23 protein-coding genes are annotated in these 20,227 nt (G+C 47.7%); 18 read left to right on the top strand and 5 right to left on the bottom strand.

The features are described from left to right. Window positions 1–73: 73 nt before the first annotated feature. The 11 genes from rnr (at window position 74) to MHM89_RS11210 (ending at window position 8,962) form a co-directional block, all read left to right on the top strand. Complete coding sequence (gene rnr / locus MHM89_RS11160) at window positions 74–2,476, top strand: ribonuclease R (RefSeq protein ID WP_239408796.1); 2,403 nt, start codon at window positions 74–76, stop codon at window positions 2,474–2,476. Between the two features lie 9 nt (window positions 2,477–2,485). Further along, window positions 2,486–3,223, top strand: a complete 738-nt coding sequence (gene rlmB / locus MHM89_RS11165; protein ID WP_239408797.1) for a 23S rRNA (guanosine(2251)-2'-O)-methyltransferase RlmB — start codon at window positions 2,486–2,488, stop codon at window positions 3,221–3,223. A gap of 235 nt (window positions 3,224–3,458) precedes the next feature. Then, on the top strand, window positions 3,459–3,800 hold the full coding sequence (gene rpsF / locus MHM89_RS11170; protein WP_022945623.1) for a 30S ribosomal protein S6: 342 nt from the start codon (window positions 3,459–3,461) through the stop codon (window positions 3,798–3,800). An 18-nt stretch (window positions 3,801–3,818) separates the two neighbouring features. Then, window positions 3,819–4,148: a primosomal replication protein N gene (gene priB / locus MHM89_RS11175; protein ID WP_022945624.1), complete on the top strand. Its 330-nt coding sequence runs from the start codon at window positions 3,819–3,821 to the stop codon at window positions 4,146–4,148. Window positions 4,149–4,159: 11 nt separating this feature from the next. Next, entirely contained in the window at window positions 4,160–4,387 is a 228-nt protein-coding gene (rpsR, locus tag MHM89_RS11180) for a 30S ribosomal protein S18 (protein ID WP_022945625.1), read from the top strand. A gap of 35 nt (window positions 4,388–4,422) precedes the next feature. Continuing rightward, a complete protein-coding gene (rplI, locus tag MHM89_RS11185) occupies window positions 4,423–4,875 on the top strand; it encodes a 50S ribosomal protein L9 (RefSeq protein ID WP_022945626.1) in 453 nt (150 codons plus the stop codon). Window positions 4,876–5,403: 528 nt separating this feature from the next. Continuing rightward, window positions 5,404–5,829 carry a type IV pilin protein gene (locus MHM89_RS11190; protein WP_138508041.1) on the top strand — a complete coding sequence of 142 codons (426 nt, stop codon included), beginning with the start codon at window positions 5,404–5,406 and terminating at the stop codon, window positions 5,827–5,829. Beyond that, on the top strand, window positions 5,804–6,298 hold the full coding sequence (locus MHM89_RS11195; RefSeq protein ID WP_239385572.1) for a GspH/FimT family pseudopilin: 495 nt from the start codon (window positions 5,804–5,806) through the stop codon (window positions 6,296–6,298). The genes MHM89_RS11190 and MHM89_RS11195 overlap by 26 nt, the downstream gene beginning before the upstream one ends. After that, entirely contained in the window at window positions 6,289–6,699 is a 411-nt protein-coding gene (locus MHM89_RS11200; RefSeq protein ID WP_022945629.1) for a prepilin-type N-terminal cleavage/methylation domain-containing protein, read from the top strand. Before MHM89_RS11195 ends, MHM89_RS11200 begins: the two co-directional genes overlap by 10 nt. Next, window positions 6,696–7,220, top strand: coding sequence for a type II secretion system protein (locus MHM89_RS11205; RefSeq protein ID WP_022945630.1), 525 nt, complete (start codon window positions 6,696–6,698; stop codon window positions 7,218–7,220). The genes MHM89_RS11200 and MHM89_RS11205 overlap by 4 nt, the downstream gene beginning before the upstream one ends. After that, window positions 7,217–8,962, top strand: coding sequence for a hypothetical protein (locus MHM89_RS11210; RefSeq protein ID WP_239408798.1), 1,746 nt, complete (start codon window positions 7,217–7,219; stop codon window positions 8,960–8,962). The genes MHM89_RS11205 and MHM89_RS11210 overlap by 4 nt, the downstream gene beginning before the upstream one ends. A gap of 93 nt (window positions 8,963–9,055) precedes the next feature. On the opposite strand, the gene yidD is transcribed toward MHM89_RS11210, so the two are convergent. Both yidD and MHM89_RS11220 read right to left on the bottom strand, forming a co-directional pair. Continuing rightward, complete coding sequence (gene yidD, locus MHM89_RS11215; RefSeq protein ID WP_343224228.1) at window positions 9,056–9,517, bottom strand: membrane protein insertion efficiency factor YidD; 462 nt, start codon at window positions 9,515–9,517, stop codon at window positions 9,056–9,058. After that, window positions 9,459–9,926, bottom strand: a complete 468-nt coding sequence (locus tag MHM89_RS11220) for a hypothetical protein (RefSeq protein WP_022945633.1) — start codon at window positions 9,924–9,926, stop codon at window positions 9,459–9,461. The genes yidD and MHM89_RS11220 overlap by 59 nt, the downstream gene beginning before the upstream one ends. A gap of 195 nt (window positions 9,927–10,121) precedes the next feature. On the opposite strand from MHM89_RS11220, the gene MHM89_RS11225 reads away from it, so the two are divergent. The 7 genes from MHM89_RS11225 (at window position 10,122) to MHM89_RS11255 (ending at window position 18,396) form a co-directional block, all read left to right on the top strand. Beyond that, window positions 10,122–10,685 (top strand): sigma-70 family RNA polymerase sigma factor, encoded by a 564-nt coding sequence (locus MHM89_RS11225; RefSeq protein WP_239408799.1) that lies wholly within the window; start codon window positions 10,122–10,124, stop codon window positions 10,683–10,685. Beyond that, window positions 10,678–11,172 carry a hypothetical protein gene (locus MHM89_RS11230; protein WP_022945635.1) on the top strand — a complete coding sequence of 165 codons (495 nt, stop codon included), beginning with the start codon at window positions 10,678–10,680 and terminating at the stop codon, window positions 11,170–11,172. Before MHM89_RS11225 ends, MHM89_RS11230 begins: the two co-directional genes overlap by 8 nt. Window positions 11,173–11,182: 10 nt before the next feature. Beyond that, window positions 11,183–12,136, top strand: a complete 954-nt coding sequence (locus MHM89_RS11235; RefSeq protein WP_239408800.1) for a DUF4097 family beta strand repeat-containing protein — start codon at window positions 11,183–11,185, stop codon at window positions 12,134–12,136. A gap of 129 nt (window positions 12,137–12,265) precedes the next feature. Then, window positions 12,266–13,645, top strand: a complete 1,380-nt coding sequence (gene dnaB, locus MHM89_RS11240; RefSeq protein WP_022945637.1) for a replicative DNA helicase — start codon at window positions 12,266–12,268, stop codon at window positions 13,643–13,645. A 5-nt stretch (window positions 13,646–13,650) separates the two neighbouring features. Continuing rightward, a complete protein-coding gene (gene alr / locus MHM89_RS11245) occupies window positions 13,651–14,736 on the top strand; it encodes an alanine racemase (RefSeq protein WP_239408801.1) in 1,086 nt (361 codons plus the stop codon). Window positions 14,737–14,847: 111 nt separating this feature from the next. Then, window positions 14,848–15,831 (top strand): FHA domain-containing protein, encoded by a 984-nt coding sequence (locus MHM89_RS11250; RefSeq protein WP_045979202.1) that lies wholly within the window; start codon window positions 14,848–14,850, stop codon window positions 15,829–15,831. Window positions 15,832–15,840: 9 nt separating this feature from the next. Continuing rightward, window positions 15,841–18,396 carry a serine/threonine-protein kinase gene (locus MHM89_RS11255; protein WP_239408802.1) on the top strand — a complete coding sequence of 852 codons (2,556 nt, stop codon included), beginning with the start codon at window positions 15,841–15,843 and terminating at the stop codon, window positions 18,394–18,396. A 5-nt stretch (window positions 18,397–18,401) separates the two neighbouring features. Here MHM89_RS11255 and MHM89_RS11260 read toward each other — a convergent pair whose 3' ends face one another. The 3 genes from MHM89_RS11260 to MHM89_RS11270 all read right to left on the bottom strand — a co-directional run bounded on the left by MHM89_RS11260 (window position 18,402) and on the right by MHM89_RS11270 (window position 20,227). Continuing rightward, window positions 18,402–18,944, bottom strand: a complete 543-nt coding sequence (locus tag MHM89_RS11260; RefSeq protein WP_022943880.1) for a DP-EP family protein — start codon at window positions 18,942–18,944, stop codon at window positions 18,402–18,404. 381 nt (window positions 18,945–19,325) lie between these two features. Continuing rightward, the gene (locus MHM89_RS11265) at window positions 19,326–19,763 is read right to left on the bottom strand and encodes a secondary thiamine-phosphate synthase enzyme YjbQ (RefSeq protein ID WP_045979204.1); all 438 of its coding nucleotides are present in this window, start codon (window positions 19,761–19,763) and stop codon (window positions 19,326–19,328) included. Further along, window positions 19,760–20,227: a chemotaxis protein CheX gene (locus MHM89_RS11270; RefSeq protein WP_022943882.1), complete on the bottom strand. Its 468-nt coding sequence runs from the start codon at window positions 20,225–20,227 to the stop codon at window positions 19,760–19,762. Before MHM89_RS11270 ends, MHM89_RS11265 begins: the two co-directional genes overlap by 4 nt.

The following is a 20,227-nucleotide window of genomic DNA, read 5'->3' on the forward strand; positions in this document are numbered from 1 at the left end:
TAACAGTATTTACCTGTTGCCTTTTCCCGATATGGGTTAAAATAACACCATAAGTCACCGTATAAGTTATTGAATGACCAAACAGGATCCGTACCTCGATAGAGAACAGCAAAAATACGAAAACCCCGTCCCCAGCCGAGAGTTCATTCTCGACCACATTAAAAAACGCGCTAAGCCTGCTAATTTCAGCCAACTTTGTTCCGAGCTGGATGTATATGACAGTGAGCGTCAAATTGCCTTTAAGCGCCGCCTGCGCGCCATGGAGCGTGAAGGGCAGCTGCATTTCAATAAGCACAAATGCTACGTTATTCCCGATGATAGTGGCTTAGTCAAAGGTAAGGTCATTGGCCATCGTGATGGCTTTGGTTTTTTGCAAGTCGAAGGTGAACCTAAAGACTGGTTTATTGCTCGCCACCAAATGAACACCGTGTTACATGGCGATGTGGTGTTAGCTAAAGCGGGCTCCCGTGGCCAAGGTGGCAAGGTTGAAGCACGCATTGTGAAAGTACTTGAAGGCGAGCGTGCGCCAATCATTGGCCGTTACTTTGTTGAGCATGGTATGGCCGTGGTTGTGCCAGAAGACCCACGCATTACGCAAGATATCATTATTGTCCCTGGGGCAGAAAAAGGTGCGCGCCACAACCAAATGGTGCAAATTGAGATCACCCAAAACCCAAGCCGCCATATGAATGCGGTAGGCAAGGTCACAGAGGTGCTCGGTGAGCATTTAGCACCGGGTATGGAAATTGAGGTAGCGCTGCGAAATCATGAAATCCCTCATCAGTGGCCACAAGAAGTTGAGGAGCAGGTGGCTCCTTTAGGCGAGCAGGTGGCAGAGCAAGACAAACAAGGGCGCGTTGACCTGCGTCATTTGCCCTTGGTCACCATTGATGGCGAAGATGCCCGAGATTTTGATGACGCTGTATTTTGTGAGCGCAAAAAGTCCGGTGGTTGGCGTCTATGGGTGGCGATTGCTGATGTCTCCCATTATGTGCAAAAAGGCTCCCCTTTAGATCAAGAAGCGATTAATCGCGGTAACTCAGTGTACTTCCCTGAGCAAGTTATTCCCATGCTCCCTAAGGTGCTATCCAATGGCTTATGCTCACTGAATCCGAAGGTCGACCGCCTGTGTATGGTTGCGGAAATGACGGTCTCTGCAGCCGGTAAGCTCTCAGGCTATCGTTTTTATCAAGCACTGATGAACTCGCACGCGCGCCTTACCTACACCAAGGTGCACGCAATTTTAGAAGGCGATGAAAAATTGCGTGAAGAGTACGCGCCCCTAGTGGGTCATCTGCAAGACTTGCAGCAGATGTATATGGCGCTAAAAGCAGCGCGTCAAGAGCGTGGTGCCATCGAATTTGAAACCCTGGAAACACGGTTTGTGTTTAACGCGCAGCGCAAAATTGAGTCTATAGTACCCGTCGTGCGTAACGACGCCCATAAGCTTATCGAAGAATGCATGATTTTAGCGAACGTGTCAGCGGCGCGGTTACTAGAAAAGCACGAGGCCAGTGCCTTGTATCGTGTGCATGATGAACCGGACAGTGAGAAGCTTGGACACTTTCGCCAGTTCCTTGGTGAACTCGGCATAGAGAACCCCTTTGGGGATTCTCCCGAGCCAGCGGAGATTACCGCTGCCATCGACAAATTAGCCGATCGCCCAGAGTTGGGACTGATTCAAACTATGTTGCTGCGAGCGATGAAGCAAGCCGTTTATCAGCCTGACAACATTGGTCACTTTGGCTTGGCACTGCCCGCTTATGCGCACTTTACCTCGCCAATCCGCCGTTATCCCGACTTGGTCGTGCATCGCGCTATCAAGGCCATACTCAAAGCGCAAGGGCAGCAAACCAGTGGTGAGTATGAATACAACGATGATGAAGCGGATCAACTCGGTGAGCAGTGCTCAATGACCGAGCGCCGCGCCGATGATGCGACTCGTGAAGTCGCTGATTGGCTGAAGTGCGAGTATATGCAGGATCATGTTGGCATGCACTTTGGCGGGGTTATCTCGTCGGTCACTAATTTTGGTTTGTTTGTGCGCTTAGATGACCTGCAAATAGACGGTCTGGTTCATATTGCTAACCTGGGTGATGAATTTTTCCATTTCGATGGCGCTAAACATTGCCTTGTCGGTGAGCACAGTCGTACTGTGTATCGCATGGGTGATAAAATATCGGTGCAAGTGGCCTCGGTGTCTTTAGAAGAGCGCCGTATCAATCTTGCCCTGGCGCAACAAGAGCCCGATCGTTATGCTCGGCGCAAGGCGAAAAAGCCTTCGGTGCGCGATAAGCTTAAAGCGGGCGATATTCCAGGAAAAGGCAAGAAGCCAACACCCAGTGGTAAGAAAAGTGGCGGTAAAAAGAAAGCCTCTAAAGACAAAAAAACAACAGCTGGCAAAAATGTAAAGGCTAGTAAAAGCAAGAAAAAGTCACGAGCAGGTAAAAATGCTCGTAAGAAAACGAAAAAGTAGAGAGTCCCAGTGAGTAACGAATTAATCTTTGGTTTTCATAGTGTCGAAGCCATCCTCAGCCGCGAGCCCGAGCGCTTCATTGAACTGTATGCTTTAAAAGGGCGCGATGATAAGCGTCTAAATGCGTTGATCAATCAGGCTCGGCAATTCGGTATTTCGGTGCAGTTTATGCAGCGTAAAGCGCTGGATGACAAAGCCCGAGGCGAACAGCATCAGGGCATTATTGCTCGAGTTCGCCAAGGTAAACAATATAACGAGCGTGACTTAGACGCCATTATTAGCCGAGAGCAAACGCCCTTCTTGTTGGTCTTAGATGGCATCACCGATCCCCACAATTTGGGGGCCTGCCTGCGTAGTGCCGACGCTGCCGGTGTGCATGCGGTTATCGTGCCCAAGGATAAGTCGGCGAAGTTAAATGCGACGGTACGAAAGGTCGCTTGTGGTGCCGCCGAAGTGGTGCCGTTAGTGCAAGTGACTAACCTTGCTCGGACCTTGCGCGAAATTAAAGACGCGGGGGTGTGGGTTGTCGGCACGGCAGGAGAGACCGATACCACGTTGTTTGATGCCAACCTCACCGGCCCTATCGCCATTGTCATGGGTGCTGAGGGCGATGGAATGCGCCGTTTAACGCGTGAACACTGTGATGTGCTGGTGAAAATTCCTATGGTGGGCACGGTCTCTAGCCTAAATGTCTCGGTCGCGACCGGCATTAGCTTGTTTGAAGTGCTCAGACAGCGAAGCGCATAACGCCAGTTAGGCATTCACCCCCCTTGATATTTTAAGGTGTGTGCCTGGCTCCGTATTCTATGTCATTACCTCGCATCAATCAGGCGTAATTTACTGGTATTCGCCTTCTTTTAAGTTGCTTAATTTGCCAACAATGCGTAGAATACGCGCTCATTTCGGCCATTTAACATTAATTCCTTGCCTTAAACCGACCGGCCGAAACGGTGGAAGGCTATATTAACCGTAAGGAATACCCATGCGTCATTACGAAATCGTATTCATGGTTCATCCAGATCAAAGTGAACAAGTTCCTGGTATGATCGAGCGTTATACTGGTTCTATCACTGAAGCTGGCGGTAAGATTCACCGTCTAGAAGACTGGGGCCGTCGCCAACTGGCTTACCCAATCGAAAAGCTTCACAAAGCACACTATGTTCTAATGAACGTTGAAGCACCTACTGAAGTAATCAACGAGCTTGAAACTTCTTTCCGCTACAACGATGCAGTGCTTCGTAACCTAGTTATGCGCACTAAAGATGCAGTAACTGAAGCTTCTCCTCTTGCAAAAGAAGAGAAAAAAGAAGCTGCTGAAGCTTAATCGTTCTGCGTGGTTGTAATGGCTGAAACGCCTAGTGAGCAAGCGCTCAATCTAGTCGAATTAGGTGGCACTGTTTGTAAGGCCCCTAAGTTCAGTCAAAGCCCGGCCGGTGTCCCCCACTGTATTTTCGTGCTAGAGCACCGTTCAATACAGGTTGAAGCGCAACTAAACCGTCAAAGTTATGTGCGTATTCAGGTGGTAGCAAGTGGTTCGGAGCATCAATCAGCAACACAATATTTGCAAGTTGAGCAGTCAGTGCGAGTGCGGGGGTTTTTAAACCGCCACCAAGGCCGAAACGGCCTCAGTCAACTGGTACTGCATGCTCAGCAAATTGAAAGAATTAATTGAGGAAAATACTCATGGCACGTTACTTCAGACGTCGTAAGTTCTGCCGCTTCAAAGCGGAAGGCGTAAAACAAATCGATTATAAAGATCTAGCTACTCTTAAAAACTATGTTACCGAAAGTGGCAAAATCGTACCTAGCCGTATCACAGGTACTAGCGCTAAGTATCAGCGTCAGCTAGCAACTGCTATCAAGCGTGCTCGCTACCTAGCCCTTCTTCCATACACTGACTTACACAAGTAAGCAGCGGATTAACAGTTTTTAAAAGGTGTAGAGACATGCAAGTTATTCTACTAGACAAGATCGCAAACCTAGGTGGCCTAGGTGACCAGGTTTCTGTTAAATCTGGTTTCGCACGTAACTTCCTGTTCCCGAAAGGTAAGGCAGTTCCTGCAACTAAAGCTAACATCGAAACTTTCGAAGCACGTCGTGCTGAGCTTGAAGCGAAAATCGCTGAAGAGCTAGCTGCTGCTACAGCTCGCGCTGAGAAACTTGAAGCACTTGCAGAAGTGACGCTAGTTTCTAAAGCTGGTGACGAAGGTAAACTATTTGGTTCAATCGGTACTCGTGACATCGCTGATGCGATCTCTGCAACGGGCATCGAAGTAGCTAAATCAGAAGTTCGCCTACCTAACGGTACTATCCGTGAAACAGGTGAATTCGACGTAGCAATCCAGGTTCACGCAGAAGTGATGGCTTCTATCAAAGTGATCGTTATTGCTGAAGCTTAATCGTCGATTAGCTTTATAAAGACCGCGCTTAGGCGCGGTTTTTTTATGCCTGTCTGATGTTGGCATTGCTCGTTTCTTGCAGAGCTTGTCATCCTCAAGCGGCGACAGTGAAGCTGTTCTTTCTTATACCCGCCTGCAGTCCTATTCGTTGTTTCAAGCGCATTCCACAAAAAGTCTTGATAGACAGCGTGAATCAAAAAGGTTGACTTTTGTAGGTCAGGTTTCAACCTGACAAAGCGCTTTATATTAGGAGGTGATGCTCTGCGTCGAGCAAATGCTTACAGGTAGATCTTGTCGTATTTTTTCGTTACCCAGGCTAATACTATCCTCATACCTATACCTTAGATAAGGGAAAAAACCTACAACTTAGATGTTATTTTTATTCGTTTATAAGTCATTAACGAAATTGCTGTTACTTTTGCATTAAATTAAAGAATAACTTATGCACAAATGTGGAGTAATAAAATTGACTTTGACAGCGTTGTCATTATATCTTAACCCAGTCTTAATAAAATTCTAGGCAAAACAATGCGCTTACAAGGAATGCTTCAACGCGGTTTTACCCTGATAGAAATGATGATAGTGGTCGCTATTATCGGTATTTTGTATGCAGTGGCGATGCCAGCCTACAGCGAGTATATGGAAAAAGGACGCCGTGCGGATATGCAGCAAAATATGCTGCAAGTTGTTGCCGTGCTTGAACGTACATATTCTCGTATGGGCGGATACCCTAGTAACTTTACCCTCCCCACATCTGATTATTACACCTTGCGGTATGCCCCGCAGCCAACTATCTCTAGTAGCGGCGGCGCACATTATGATGCTAAAAAGTTCACCTTGCGGGCTATTCCCAAAGCGGCACAGAGTGGCGACGAGTGTGGCACCCTGAGTATCAACGAAGTCGGTCAGCAACGCGCTAGCGCTGGTGATGACGACGATTGTTGGGGGAATTAACCCAATGCATCAAGGACGATATTCAGCCCTAGGCTTTACTTTAGTTGAGTTAATGGTGGTGGTAGCAATCATCGCTATCGCCGCTATTATCGCCACGCCGTCATATATACAGTTCATAAAGCAAGACCGCATTGTCAATCACGCGAACCAACTTCATAGTGTGTTTAAGTTCGCTCGCAGCGAAGCTGTTAAGCGTGAGCGAGCTATTAATTTGCGCGCTTCAGCCGAACAGTGGCAAGTGGTAGCCAATCCAGGTGAAGCAAATGAAGCCGTGCTAAGAGCTTTTACCAAGCAACATAGCTCGCTAACGATTGCGCTGCCTAACCGCATTGTTGCCATCACTGGTGAGCTTAACAACGCCACTAATATATTGATCACTGACAATGATGCCAGTACCACGGACTATCGCTTATGCGTACTACGCAGCGGCCAAAGCTGGCTAGCTGAGGAAGGTGAAGCATGCGTGTAAAAGCAATCCAGTCTGGCTTTTCGTTATTAGAAATTATGGTGTCGGTGGCGATTGCAGCCATTGCCTTGTTGGGGCTGGGCAGCGCACAACTCAAGTCATTGCAGTATGCGACGAGCAGTTTCAACTACACCATGGCCATTGTACAGGCCAACAATGCTGCAGAGCGCATCTGGCCAAATTTATGCGCGCTCAAGCATGGTGGTGGTTTTAACGGCAACTTCAAAAACACCACCTTGGCACCGCAAATCGATGACTACAGCATTACCTTTCCCGCCAACTTTAATGACGATTTAGCCATTGAAGTGCAGTGGCCAGATAGTCGCCTTGATGATGGCCTGCAATCTAAGTTGCGCATTTTTGCTCAATATCCAACGCTCTCGGCTGCGGAGTGTGGCTTATGAAACGCGCTCATTTAGGTTTTACTTTAGTTGAGCTAATGGTTGCTTTAGCCGTAGGTAGCTTTTTAATCGCTGGCGTTGGGCTTTCTTACGCCACTATCAAAGGCACTGTAAGTGCGACTAAAGAGCTAGAAAATGCACAAGAGGTGGTTCGTTTCACTTCTCAGGTGCTCACTCGCAGCCTTAAACAAACCCCATTTGCGCCTGTGGTCAGTGCTGATGGCAGTACGCTGCGGGTTCAGCAACAGGCGGGCGTTTTATCGTGTTTGGGCACCACGCCTAGCGCTGATTATATTGAGCAATACCGCTTGGTTGATGGGCGTATACAGTGTGATATGGGCGCTGGCGGCGAAGACATCCTGACCGGTGTAACGGCGCTCAGTTTTAGCTATGATGCGACCACTAAGCTCACCACCATTAATGTTACTCCTCAGGGATTGCCGCAGCAGTTTGGAGGCCAAGTACAAATCGATATTGCAGCGTCGCGATTAATTTTAAGTGAACTATACGGAGCAAGTTCATGAAGCAACAGCAGGGCTTCACTCTAGTCAGTGTGATGTTATTAACCGTGGTCGCTGGCGTGGTGGTATTTACTTCACTAAAAGACAGCATCGTGCAAGAGCGCCTCAGTGGCAACTTTCAGAAGAAAGTTAATGCGCGGATGATGTCTGAACGAGCCGTTTTTGCTCAGGCTGAGAAAGTGCAGCAGCAACTGCATGCAAACCCTGATGCTGATATTGACGATCTCGTAGCGCAAACTGAGCAAGCACACAGTGGCTCCATTCATAAGGGAGACCTAAAGTATCGTGCACAACTAAATAAAAATGGGGCGGGTGAGCTGGAAATCGCTGCGTTAGGAGAGCGTTATGCTGGTGAAGCAGAGGCTAATTTAGTGGCCAGATACGCTGTTACCAGTAACGGTGGCTATGCGCCTTTTAACACCGCCATAGTTGGCTGTGATGGAATCTTAAATTCAGCGGGTGGGAACATAGATAGCTATGATTCGCAGCAGCTTGATGGCCAGTACGATCGCGACAACGCCTCAACCCAAGCGCATGTGAAAACGATTTCACCTAATGCGGATATCGTTGTCAGTGGTGGTTCTTCCACGTGGGGTGATGTACGTGCAACAGGAAACATCAACATTACCGGAGCAGGATTTATATCCGGGACTGTTCATGCCAATGGCGATATTGATGTCAGTGGCGGTAGTTCAGGAGATTATACGATACCGCCTGGTTTTCCTGTGAAAACGCGAATTGGCGGGGATATTTTGGCAAAAGGCAGTGTTACTTATCAGGGGCGCCATATATTAGGAGTGGTAAGAGCCGAGCAAGATGTTCATTTTACTCCCTCATTTGCTGTTAGAAATATCAACAATAATGGGTTAGCCGTTCTGTATGGTGGTAACAATACCACGGAAGAAAATAATAAAGACTCTATCGCCGGCACTAATTATAAAGGTGCGCCTTATCACCAAACTGTTACCGTTCCCGCTGTTCCTGCCAGTAATAGCGAGGATCCTAACCACGACCCTAAAGACCCAGACACCAACTGTGATCCTTACTCGTTGCCCTCTGAGTTAGCAAAGCTGCAGCAAAAGTTGCCTCGTCAGGGACTCAATGTGACAGGGTGGGGTAATCATGCACAGTTCGACGACGAACAAGGCCGTGATAGTTTTGGTTCTATCTACATGCCAACCTCAACTTCTATATTGGGGCGGCAATACGGATCGGTATACTTTCTAGATGATCTGATTATTAATGGAGCTGAATTGACGATTGCAAAGGGAGATGTCGTTTTTTACATTAATGGCGATTTCAAGCTTACAACCAATGGTAATAGCGCACTAAATATCAATGAAGGTGCAAGTTTGACGTTATTTGTTCAAGGTAAAAGTCAAATTCAGCAACCCGTTAACGTGCTCAAGAAAACACTTAATAGCAACAAGCTACCGCCTTTCAGTCTGTATTCTGGGTATCAAGATAACTCCACAGCAACCCAATGCGGGGGCGACTTTGGTGTTGAGCTATCTGGCACGGGACAAATGTACGGAACTATTTATGCACCCTATAGCAATGTAAAGTTTGGTGCCAGTGGTGAGCTGTACGGGGCCATTCGGGGGAAAAGGGTCAGTGTATGTGGTGATGGTGATATTCATTACGACACCGCGCTGAAAAAGTCACAAGGTGGAAATTTAGGCGGTCAGCGCCGGGTGATATTCCTTGGCTGGCAGTATAAAACCCCGGAAGAGCTATCACCTTAGCGAGTTTAACTATCCCTACTACCAATCTCAGCCCCTATAAAGGGGCTTTTTAGTGTATTGCATCTATGCGCAAGGTAAAGCCAGTATTTGTATCTAAGGCCAACAACTGCAAGGTAGCTCGGCTAAGTCGCAATGCTTACCTTTGCCGGCACAGCTGGCTGCGTCACATGCTGCGGATGGGTCGCAGCAGTCATGGCGGTTTTCTTTCTTTTTGCGTTTGTTGCTATCTTCTTGAGCGTTGAGTTGCAGTGTGGCGTGAGCCAATTTACAGGCATGCAATCGTGCTTTGATATTGGCATAACCATGAAAAAAGCCGTGTTGCTTTACTATGGCAAGGACGGCATTAGAGCAAGATGCACCTTTATGTAAGCACGCATGGGCGCAACGAAATCCCTTGTAAGGGGAGACAAAGCGTTGATATAGACGTATCACTATGATTGCTATGTTATTCAAATGTAGGCCTTTATAAGTTTTCCCGTTGAGCGTTTGCCATAAATTAATCCTGAGAGGGCTTTTTAAAGCGCATCGACAAGGCCATAGCCGTGCCGGTGACAATACCCATGCCGATAGCGCCAGGTAGCCCCATCGCCACTAAAATCGGTATGAATAGCAGGCGATGCACGAACACCAAAGGCACCACGGCAATAGCCAAAGCAACATAGTTCATGCGAACCTCGAAGTGCGCGCCGCAGTGCGGGCATGTTTTGGTTTTCCCCCAAGAGTTTGCTGCTTTAGAGAAAAAGCTAATGGACTTAAGGCAAGACGGGCATTTAAAAAACTGCTCATTATCTGAGTGCTCAGTGTTAGCTTGTTTAGCGGCAGTATGTTGTGCGCGTTTGATTTGTAGCTCTTGCTTAATCGCTTGCACTCTTTGCGGGTAGGCCTCGCTGTCCACGTGCCTTAATGCGTCTTCAAGTTCGTCTATTGAATAGCTTGCATAGTTGGGCTGTATTTCGTCTATCATCCTTGAATCTCCGTTATTGCTGCGTATTCCTTGCACCACAAGATTATCCTATACGCCCTAAAAATCCAATGTCCTTACACTTTCAGTGAACGCAAAAAAAATAAATAAAAAAATTTAAAACCCATTTAAACCCTTTGTACTTTAGTGCGCGTCTAATACAGTAACAAAGCGAATAACAACAACAGGATATATCGCATGCAGGGTCATGCCGCAGAGGCAAGGGCAACCGCACCACCGCCGCCAAACGAGGCAGAACTGATACAACAGGTGAAAAAGGGCAATCAGCAGGCCTTTGCACAGCTGTATCAGCAGCATATTAAGCGAGTCTATGCCTTGAGTTTGCGTTTGGCGGCTGACACCACTCAGGCGGAGGATGTGAGCCAAGAGGTGTTTGTGCAGTTGTGGCAAAAAATACACAGCTTTGATGGCAAAGCGCAATTTAGTACTTGGTTGCATCGCGTAACCAGCAATATTGCCATTAGCCATTTACGCAAACAAAAAAACTGGCTGCAACGCGTCGTGAGCAGTGAAGAGCAGGGCATGGAGCATGAACAAGTGGCTCAATGCCAAGAGCTTAACGGCCTTGATAAACTCATAGTGCGGCTACCTGAACGGGCACGACAAGTTTTTGTTCTGCACGCAGTAGAGGGCTATCGCCATGAAGAGATAGCCAAGATTATGAATATGGCGGTGGGATCTTCAAAGTCACAATACCATCGCGCCCGAGGGCTGTTAAAGGAGTGGTACGAGCATGAGTAAACCTGATTTTGAGCAGTTTCTAAACCAGCAACTGCAACAACAGCAAAAAGAGATCAGCCCGGAGCGCGATCTTTGGCCCGGTATTGAGCAGGGGATTAATGCGCACACGCATACAGCTGATAAAAGCTGGTTTAAACCAGCTTTGGGTAGTGCCGCCGCTGCCATTTTAGTCGCCGTAATCGGGCTCAATTTACCAAGCCAACAAGGCTCGCAACCGAGTAACCAATTCGCGGTGATAAGCGATGTATTCGAGCAACAAAAGCAGAGCCTACTGGTGCAGTATCAAGCACAACCAGCGCTGACCGATAATTGGCAACAGCAATTGCAAGAGCTCGAGCAAGCGGAGCAAGCAATCAAAACCGCGCTTGAAGAACAACCTAACAACCGCGCTTTGCTTAATATGCTCGCGCAGGTTTATCAACAACAACTGAATTTAATTAACAACGTACACCAGCCCAAGCAGGGCGCAGTATTACAGCGTATTTAGGAGCATAACAATGAAAGCAATTATTTATACATTAGCGCTAGCCCCGGTTTTGGCCTTCGCTGGCGAAAAAATTGATGAGCAACTTGACGTGCCAAAGGATGGTCGTATTTATATCGATAACCAACGTGGCGAAGTCACTATTAAAGGTTGGGACAAAAACACTTTTAAAGTGACCGGCGAGCTGGATGACAAAGCCGAGGGCTATACCCTTGAGAACCGTGGTCAGCGTACGGATTTTATTGTTGATATGCCCAAGCGCTACAATCAAGGTTGGGGGCATAATAATGATAATGACGAGGGGTCTAAGTTAACCATATACATGCCCCATGCCAGTGCCTTGGTGATGGAAGGGGTGAGTGTTGATGTGATAGTCAGTGAACTGCACAATGATACCCGTGTGGAAACGGTGAATGGCGATATTGACGCCAAGCAGTTACAGGGCAAGCTCAATTTAGAGACCGTAAATGGCGATATTGACGGCGTAAACCTAGCTGGAGAGATCCGTTATCAAACCGTCAATGGTGATATCAACGACCTTGATTCACAAGGGCAATTACAAATGACCTTAGTCAATGGCGACGTGGAATCGAGCACCCGCGCTGAAGATATCCGCTTTGAAAACGTCAACGGTGATCTACAGCTCAATGCTCAAGCCCTAGGCAGCTTAAAAATTAATACCGTCAATGGCGAGCTTGAGGTCCGTGTGGCGAAGCTTCATGCCGACGGGCAAATCCGCGCCGAGAGCGTCAGTGGTGATTTAGACCTCTACCTACCCAGCGATCTGTCAGCACGGTTTGATTTAGAAGCCCATGCTGGCGGCGATATTCGCAACGAAATGAGCGATGATAAAGCCGTGGAAGCCAAGTATGGTACGGGTGAAAGCCTGCACTTCACACTAGGCCAAGGCGAAGCCGAAGTGCAAGTAACCACCATTAGTGGCAACACCCACCTACGTAAAAACTAACCCAACCTCGGCGAGCCCTTAGGGCTCGCTATTTTTCTTGTTTACCAGTCAGCAAAAAAGCGAAGCAGTTGTTGCACTGCGATGCCAAGCCGATAAAATAAAGCCATTCACCCCGCCTTTTGAGTATGTATGGCAAAAATAGACAAACAGGTTGATAGCCTAAAAGTTCCTCCCCACTCCATTGAAGCCGAGCAATCCGTGCTTGGTGGGTTAATGCTCGATAACGAGGCCTTTGACCGTGTTGCTGAGTTGGTCGTGGCTCAGGACTTTTATACGCGTACCCACAGACTGATTTTTGAGGCTATGGAGCGCTTGGTTGAAGACAGCCAGCCTATCGATCTGATCACTATTTCCGAGTCGTTAGAGAAAAACAATCAGCTCGACAGTGTGGGTGGCTTTGCTTACCTCGGTGAAATAGCTAAAAACACTCCCAGTGCCGCTAACATTAGCGCTTATGCTGCTATTGTGCGTGAGCGGGCGGTGATCCGCGAAATGATTGGTGTTGCCAATGAAATTGCCGAAGCCGGGTTTAACCCCGAAGGGCGCGGCAGCCATGATTTGCTCGACTTTGCAGAAAGCAAAGTATTCAAAATTGCTGAACAGCGCACTAAAAGCACTGAAGGGCCGCAAAATATCCACACTATCCTAGAAAAGACCGTGGATAAAATTGAAGAGCTTTACCAGTCGCCACAAGACGGGGTTACGGGAGTCAGTACCGGTTACTCTGACCTTGATCAGATGACTGCGGGTTTGCAGCCCTCGGACTTAGTCATTGTTGCAGCGCGCCCATCCATGGGTAAAACCACGTTTGCCATGAACTTGGCCGAACATGCGGCGATGACCCAAGATAAGCCGGTGCTTATTTACTCGTTGGAGATGCCCTCAGAGCAAATCATGATGCGTATGCTCGCCTCGCTCGGGCGCATAAATCAAACCAAGGTGAGAACGGGCCAGCTGGACGACGAGGATTGGGCACGCTTGTCCTCAACCATGGGCTTGTTGATTGAAAAAGGCAAAATGTACATTGATGATGCCTCGGGCCTAACTCCTACCGATGTGCGCTCACGCGCGCGGCGAATTGCTCGCGACCACGGTGGCATTAGCATGATCATGGTCGACTACCTGCAATTAATGCGGGTACCAAGCTTATCGGACAACCGAACCTTAGAAATTGCCGAAATATCGCGCTCATTAAAAGCACTGGCGAAGGAACTCGAGTGTCCTGTTGTGGCGCTCTCGCAGCTGAACCGGACACTTGAACAACGTGCTGATAAGCGCCCAGTTAACTCGGATTTGCGTGAATCGGGGTCAATCGAGCAGGACGCCGACTTAATCATGTTTATTTATCGTGATGAGGTTTACAACGAGGACAGCCCAGATAAAGGCACCGCAGAGATTATTCTTGGTAAACAGCGGAATGGCCCTATTGGTAAGGTCAGGTTAACCTTCCAAGGGCAATACTCACGCTTTGATAATTACGCTGGCCCGGCGATGGACGACGAGTATTAACCACTATGGCGTTGGCAACCGCAACCATTGATTTTTGTGCCCTGCGCGCTAATTTAGCGCGCGTTAAAGGCCTTGCTCCAGATAGCCAAGTAATGGCCGTGCTTAAAGCTAATGCCTATGGCCATGGCTTAGTGCCTATTGCGCAACAGCTCGCCGATGCCGATGCCTTTGCCGTTGCTCGCATTGAAGAGGCTCTGGCCCTGCGCACCGGTGGCATTACTAAGCCCATCGTGCTGCTGGAAGGTTTTTTTAAAGCCAGCGATATCGAAATTATGCTGGCCAATAACTTCCAAACAGTGGTGCATGACGAATATCAGCTTGAAGCCCTAGAGCAGGCCCAGTTAGCAGGGGCCATTAAAGTATGGTTAAAAGTAGACACCGGCATGCATCGTTTGGGCATAAACCCAGACAGCATCAATACCTTCTATCGCCGCTTAAAAGATTGCCCTCATGTGCAAGATGAAGTAAATCTAATGACTCACTTTGCTTGTGCAGATGACAATCAGGATGCCTACAATGAGGCCCAGCTGCAGTTATTTCAAACCTTGGTAGCCGATAAACCTGAGCCGCTGTGTTTGGCGAATTCTGCCGCCATCATTAATTATCCGCAAAGTCACGGTGATTGGGTACGCCCGGGGTTGATGATGTACGGTGTTTCGCCCGTGAAAAATACTTTTTCTGCGCAACTTCAGCTGACCCCCGTGATGACCCTAAGTAGCGAAGTGATTGCCGTGCGTCCGGTACGCCAGGGCGAGCCGGTGGGGTATGGCGGACATTGGCGAGCCGACAAAGATACCTACCTGGCGGTGGTAGCCATTGGCTATGGAGACGGCTATCCGCGTCATGCTCAAAACGGCACGCCTGTGCTTATAAACGCGCAGCGTTACCCGTTGGTTGGGCGTGTGTCTATGGATATGATCACTGTTGATATTGGCCCAGACCCCAGCGCTGTTGCAGTAGGTGATGAAGCCATTATGTGGGGACGTGAGTTAGCCATTGAAGAAATTGCTGCCTGCGCCGACACCATCGCTTATGAACTTCTATGCAATATTACCCCGCGCGTTAGTTATCAATATATCGCATCAAGCTGATACTATTCCCACAATTGTTAAGCAGCTGTTTATTTTTGTTCGAAAAAAGCAGAGAATAAGCCACTCATCCCTTATAATAATAATTAGGTACAAAAGGCGCTTGGAGCGATTATGGCTTACCTTATCGAAGCGGATACGGACAATGTGATTTATTTGCACGCCCACCATAGCTTTGGGCGTTTTCAGTACAGTGTAGACACGCTGATCAGCGACCCTAGCGTGTCAAAAATTCATACCATCATTGAATGGCAGGGGAATGAATGGCAGGTTCGTGACCTCAGCCGTAATGGCACTTGGCTTAATAGCAAGCGCTTAGATAAAGATCACAGCCAAACGCTTAAGCTTCATGATGTGATTGCTCTGCCGGGAAATGATGGCAAGCAATTCAAAGTTGCGAATTTAGATAAGCCGCAAGACTTATTGATTGTTCTTGATGAATACGCCAAGCCTACTTCGGAGTTTATTTGCCTAGCAAATTACAACCTTATCCCTGAAGAGTCCCCAGAAATAGCCGTATTTAACCAACGTGAAAGTGGTTTTTGGTGCTTTGAGCACCTGGATGGGCCGATGCTTGATCACACTATTTTAATAGAGAACGATCAGCTCAGTGATAGCCAGCGAAGTTATCAATTGCATTTAAGCCATCTGGAAGAAGCCACAGCGCTGCGCGATGTAAGCAATACCCAGTTAGCCGACTTAAACTTTATTTTTCACCTTACCCTAGATGAAGAGTCTGCAGAGCTTACGGTCAGAGGCCCAGGTGAGGAAATTGATTTGCATGAGCGTTGCCATCATTATCTAACGTTAAATTTGGCCCGTTACAAGGCTCAAGATGCCGCCAACGGCGTACATGAGCTCAGTCAAGGTTGGGTCGAAACTGAAGTGATAGCCCGCGATTTGGGTATCGATTCTCGCTATCTAAACATTCAAATTCACCGCGCCCGTAAGCAATTTAGCGATGCCCTTGCGCATATAGAGGATGCCGATAGTATCATCGAGCGTAAACTACGTAAGGTGCGCTTTAGCGCCAGTAATTTCGAAATATATAAAGGCCACCAACTCGAAGAGTCGGTTAAACGCGCATCCTCCAACTAGGTAAACTCTATGCGCACGCTTGCTCATTATGAATTGAATAAAGTGGTGTACCAGGGCGGCATGGGCACCATCTACGAAGCTTTTGATACTAAACTAGAACGTACCGTGGCACTTAAGGTGCTTAATACTAGCGGTGAAAGTGAATTAGACGAAGATGCCCTTAGTGAAGCGCGCTTTCTGGCACGCTTAAATCACCCCAATATTATTCAAGTATTTGACTGTGGCCAAAGCGATGGCCAGCAGTACTTAGTGATGGAGTTTTGTCGCGGTAAAAACCTGCTGCAATACCAGAAGCAGCATGTGTTAACGCTTGAACAAAAGCTGGCTATGCTGGTGGATATTGCTAAGGGTTTAGAGCACGCGCATCGCAACAGCATTATTCACCGTGACTTGAAACCGAGCAATATCTTGATCAGTGAAGCTGGGCAAGTCAAAGTGGCTGATTTTGGTATTGCTGGCTTCGTGGGCGGTAACAGCCATGTTAGTCAAAGCGCAGGCACCAAGGGCTATATGTCGCCTGAGCAGTTGCAAGGGCAAGCACTTAGTCACCACAGCGATTGGTTCTCGTTTGCCGTTGTTGCAATTGAATTACTGACAGGCGAGCACCCCTTTGCTGGACAAGGTGGCCAAGATATCAGCGCGGCAATATTGCAAGGACAACACTTAGATCTCAGCACCACGCAATTACCGCAGCAGTTGCAAGCAATATTAGGGCAAGCGCTTAGCGTACAACCTGCGGCGCGCTTAAATCTGCGCCGAGGCCCTTTTAGCAAACAGCTTGAACAGTTACTGCAACAACGAGTTCAAGCCGCTATTCTAGAGCAGCAAACAGAACCGGTTACACCATCAAATAGCACGCAGAAAAGCACACCATTACGAGCAAAAAAGTTGCGCTGGCGTTACCTTGTGATGGCCTTTGTCTGTGCGGCAGTGTTGGTGGGAGGCTACTTGCTACGCCCTTATCTGTTACACCAGCCTGTGGTCGCGATTCTACCCACTCAGATATATAACCTACCTGATGAATTTAAGCATTACGAAAGCGCTTTGAAAGGCTCGGTACAAAGTGCTATGTGGCAGCAGTTGCTCCAGCAAGACCAGCAATTAGTTAGCCGTGCAGAAATGAATATGTTGGCGCAAGGCCGAGATAGTGATCAATTTAGAGACCCTAAAAGCTACTTTCAGAGGCTGGCCGACTACACCGGCGCCGATACCCTGATTAGCAGCTCGTTGGATTGTCAGCAACGCCACTGTAGCGTTGAAATAAGTACGCTACGTGCTCCCAACTGGCAAGTGCAGGAGAGTATGCAGTGGCAGACAGATATTGCAGGCACAACTAATTTACATGACGTGGCGAAATACAATACTGCACGCCTTATTTCCCCGGGCATTGATAGTGAACAGTATCGCTCGCTATCGACAATGAAAAGTAACAGTCCATTATTTGAGATGTATACGTTGTTTTATGTCGACAACGTAGCAACGCCGGAGATGTTTGAGAAAAGCCTGGCGACGGTCAAAGAGAGTGCAACCAGTGTCGAGGGTTATAACCTTCTACGTGAAATTGCGCTGCAGCTGTATCACTCAACCCATGAAAAAACCTATCTTAAGCAGGCAATTTCAGCAATCCATAATGCCCCGGGTGAATTTAAGAAGTTGTCCAGCTACTACAAAAGCCTAGTGCTGCTCAATATAGAGCTGGGGCAAATAGAAGAGGCCAAGCATGCTTTGGATATGTTAACCAAGGTGAGTCATGACCAAGCTGCTATTTTGAATTTGGAGGCTTCAATTCTGCTTGCTGAGGGTAAAGATAAACAGGCCAGAGATAAGTTAGAAGTAGCGTTGAGCTTGAGACCCAATTTGCGGTTACAAAGGAAGCTCGCGCTCGTTTTGTATTGGCTGGGTGATTTTCAGTCAGCGAAAAACCTGCTCGCTGATTTAGTTGAAAAAGTCCCTAGTGATAGAAGAACTCACCAGTACCTAGCTGATATTGCTTTAATTGAAGGTGACTTCACCTCTGCGATAGAAAGCTACAGCAAAACACTCAATGAGAATAGTGACAGCATTGATTTATCAAACCTCTCTATCGCCTACATGATGGTGCAGAACTACCCTATGGCAGAAAAGTTTGCCAAGCAAGCGCTGTTGAGCTCCCCAAAAAACACCGGGATGATGCTCAATATGGCAGACATAAATATGCTCAACGGTAAGCTTGTGGAATCAAAAGAGCTGTATCAGCGCTTATTACAGCTAAATAACGGGCGTGAATCAGCCTTGGCGTGGTCTGAAAATGCGCAGGCCTATGCTCAATTGGGTGACAACGAGCAAGCTATTAAATCACTGAAGCATAGTTTCAAGTTGGCAGAAGATAAGTCAGAGTTAAGTTATACAGCGGCATTAGTGCATGCACTGGGCGGAGACTTTAACTCCAGTCTTTACTATGTGGAAGAGGCTTTAAAAAGTGGTTACCACCAAAACTGGTTTTTACAGCCTTGGTTTAAACCACTTTGCGATTTTGAAAAGTTTAGAGCGATGGTCAGCTCCCACTCTCAGCTCTGTGTGAACTGAGTTAATTAATCTTCATCTGGACGGCGAACTATCACGCGAGGGTCTTGCGACATATAGTATTTACCGTTCGCGGTGTTCTTCGCAGTAAAGCGGAAACCGATACTCAATGGCTCAGCAGTACTCGAAGGGGCAACCTCAATAACTTGATCAAGAGGGCTGTCGTCTGCTTTACCGTAACAAAACGTGGTATCTACTTGATGAACCTTGAGAGTCAGCTGCTTCTTATCGGCACTGATCGACGAGTCGACATTGTAGTTACAGTTGCTGTAGTTTTTTATGTATTCCACACCGTTGCCAAAAAACTCCCAATCATTGTCACTAATGGTGACAACTAACTCAGCATGTTGAGTTGGTTGTAAATCTGCATGAGCTGGGTTGTTAGTGAATAGAATAGGGTAGTCTTGGCCGTTGATATTTTGCTTACTGCCATTAACTACAACATATGTTTGCCAAGGCTCGTTAACGCTTGGGATCAGCTCTAGCTGCTCTTGGACCGAAACATTACCAGGCTCACATGGGACTTGGATTTCAGGGGCTTGTTCAGACATGATCATTTCCTTATTAAGACAATGGACCGTTTTTGATTACTTTATCTGGGAATGGCTATAACTATAGCGCGTAAGTGAGGAAAGTATAGTTTTTGTAATCGCTTGTAAGGCAACAACTTATTGGGGCAATGAAAGGCGCATGCTGCATACGGTTCAAGGCGTTATCGTTCTTAAGTACTGAGTGATTGTTACTTTCGAGCGCTGTTACAGCGACGCAGACACCTAGTTGAAATTAAGGGCTCAGGACGAAGAGCTATTACTGGGGAAGCCTTGGCGTTTTTCTTCGCCACACAGTGACAGGTCCACACCGCTTTATGTCATGCCAACCTTGGCTAAAGTCTGCGCCCAATGCATATCAGTGTAGATAGCGTGAAAAACAAGCTATCTAGAGGTTATTAGCTGTCCCTGCAAGGTGGCAACAATACGACGAGAACCGCCTTGGTCGCGGTGCTCACCCAGGTAAATACCTTGCCATGTGCCTAGCTGCAGCTGGCCATGACTGATTGGCAAGGTGAGTTCACACCCTAAAGTACTGGCTTTAATGTGCGCGGGCATATCGTCATCACCTTCGTAGGTGTGGCGATAAAAAGGTTGGCGCTCGGGAGCGGCCCAGTTAAAGTGTGCTTCCATATCTTGGCGCACAGTGGGATCGGCGTTTTCGTTAATGCTCAAACTTGCAGAGGTGTGTTGCAGCATTAAATGCAGCAGGCCGACCTGATAATCTTGAATTTGCGGCAGCGCGCGCAGAATTTCCTCATCAATTAGATGAAAGCCCCGGCGCTTTGCGCTTAAAGTAATGCTGTGTTGTTGCCAACTCATAAGGTGTCGAAGCTGATCTCGATGTGGGCATTGCCATCACCTGAGGTGAAAGGCATGATAATTGTGGTTCCTTCGCATTTGTGGGTAATGGTGTGGCCAGTGCCTGAAACCACTGCTGGAGTCGCCATATCAAAGTCATAACCTTTTTCACCCAGTAAGTTTTTGGCGCCACCAGTAACCATGTTGGTGATTTCGCCAACCATGTCGGTCACTTCTTCATTAATGGCACTGGGGCGCTCGCCTAGCATACGTTCCATGATGGTAAGCGCTAGGCTTTCATCGAAAGTGATAGAGAGTGAACCCTTTGTTTGAGGGCCGACCATACCGATTAACCCTGACACATCGCCTGCCGCGACCTCGTCCTTTTTAACGCGAGGTTTACCCGGTTTTAGTTCAGTTTGTGCCATCGTGGCCAACACATTGACCAAAGAAGAAAGAAAAGGGTTAATAAACTCGACGTTCAT

This window comes from Pseudoalteromonas sp. CNC9-20, from assembly GCF_022347875.1.
In the GTDB taxonomy this organism is placed as follows: Bacteria; Pseudomonadota; Gammaproteobacteria; order Enterobacterales; family Alteromonadaceae; genus Pseudoalteromonas; species Pseudoalteromonas ruthenica.

Bases quoted from the DNA above. Each gene is read 5' to 3' on its own strand.
- rnr (WP_239408796.1), top strand. From the start codon at position 74: ATGACCAAACAGGATCCGTACCTCGATAGAGAACAGCAAAAATACGAA.
- rpsF (WP_022945623.1), top strand. From the start codon at position 3,459: ATGCGTCATTACGAAATCGTATTCATGGTTCATCCAGATCAAAGTGAA.
- priB (WP_022945624.1), top strand. From the start codon at position 3,819: ATGGCTGAAACGCCTAGTGAGCAAGCGCTCAATCTAGTCGAATTAGGT.
- rpsR (WP_022945625.1), top strand. From the start codon at position 4,160: ATGGCACGTTACTTCAGACGTCGTAAGTTCTGCCGCTTCAAAGCGGAA.
- rplI (WP_022945626.1), top strand. From the start codon at position 4,423: ATGCAAGTTATTCTACTAGACAAGATCGCAAACCTAGGTGGCCTAGGT.
- MHM89_RS11190 (WP_138508041.1), top strand. From the start codon at position 5,404: ATGCGCTTACAAGGAATGCTTCAACGCGGTTTTACCCTGATAGAAATG.
- MHM89_RS11195 (WP_239385572.1), top strand. From the start codon at position 5,804: ATGACGACGATTGTTGGGGGAATTAACCCAATGCATCAAGGACGATAT.
- MHM89_RS11200 (WP_022945629.1), top strand. From the start codon at position 6,289: ATGCGTGTAAAAGCAATCCAGTCTGGCTTTTCGTTATTAGAAATTATG.
- MHM89_RS11205 (WP_022945630.1), top strand. From the start codon at position 6,696: ATGAAACGCGCTCATTTAGGTTTTACTTTAGTTGAGCTAATGGTTGCT.
- MHM89_RS11210 (WP_239408798.1), top strand. From the start codon at position 7,217: ATGAAGCAACAGCAGGGCTTCACTCTAGTCAGTGTGATGTTATTAACC.
- MHM89_RS11220 (WP_022945633.1), bottom strand. From the start codon at position 9,926: ATGATAGACGAAATACAGCCCAACTATGCAAGCTATTCAATAGACGAA.
- MHM89_RS11225 (WP_239408799.1), top strand. From the start codon at position 10,122: ATGCAGGGTCATGCCGCAGAGGCAAGGGCAACCGCACCACCGCCGCCA.
- MHM89_RS11230 (WP_022945635.1), top strand. From the start codon at position 10,678: ATGAGTAAACCTGATTTTGAGCAGTTTCTAAACCAGCAACTGCAACAA.
- MHM89_RS11235 (WP_239408800.1), top strand. From the start codon at position 11,183: ATGAAAGCAATTATTTATACATTAGCGCTAGCCCCGGTTTTGGCCTTC.
- dnaB (WP_022945637.1), top strand. From the start codon at position 12,266: ATGGCAAAAATAGACAAACAGGTTGATAGCCTAAAAGTTCCTCCCCAC.
- alr (WP_239408801.1), top strand. From the start codon at position 13,651: ATGGCGTTGGCAACCGCAACCATTGATTTTTGTGCCCTGCGCGCTAAT.
- MHM89_RS11250 (WP_045979202.1), top strand. From the start codon at position 14,848: ATGGCTTACCTTATCGAAGCGGATACGGACAATGTGATTTATTTGCAC.
- MHM89_RS11255 (WP_239408802.1), top strand. From the start codon at position 15,841: ATGCGCACGCTTGCTCATTATGAATTGAATAAAGTGGTGTACCAGGGC.
- MHM89_RS11260 (WP_022943880.1), bottom strand. From the start codon at position 18,944: ATGTCTGAACAAGCCCCTGAAATCCAAGTCCCATGTGAGCCTGGTAAT.
- MHM89_RS11265 (WP_045979204.1), bottom strand. From the start codon at position 19,763: ATGAGTTGGCAACAACACAGCATTACTTTAAGCGCAAAGCGCCGGGGC.
- MHM89_RS11270 (WP_022943882.1), bottom strand. From the start codon at position 20,227: ATGAACGTCGAGTTTATTAACCCTTTTCTTTCTTCTTTGGTCAATGTG.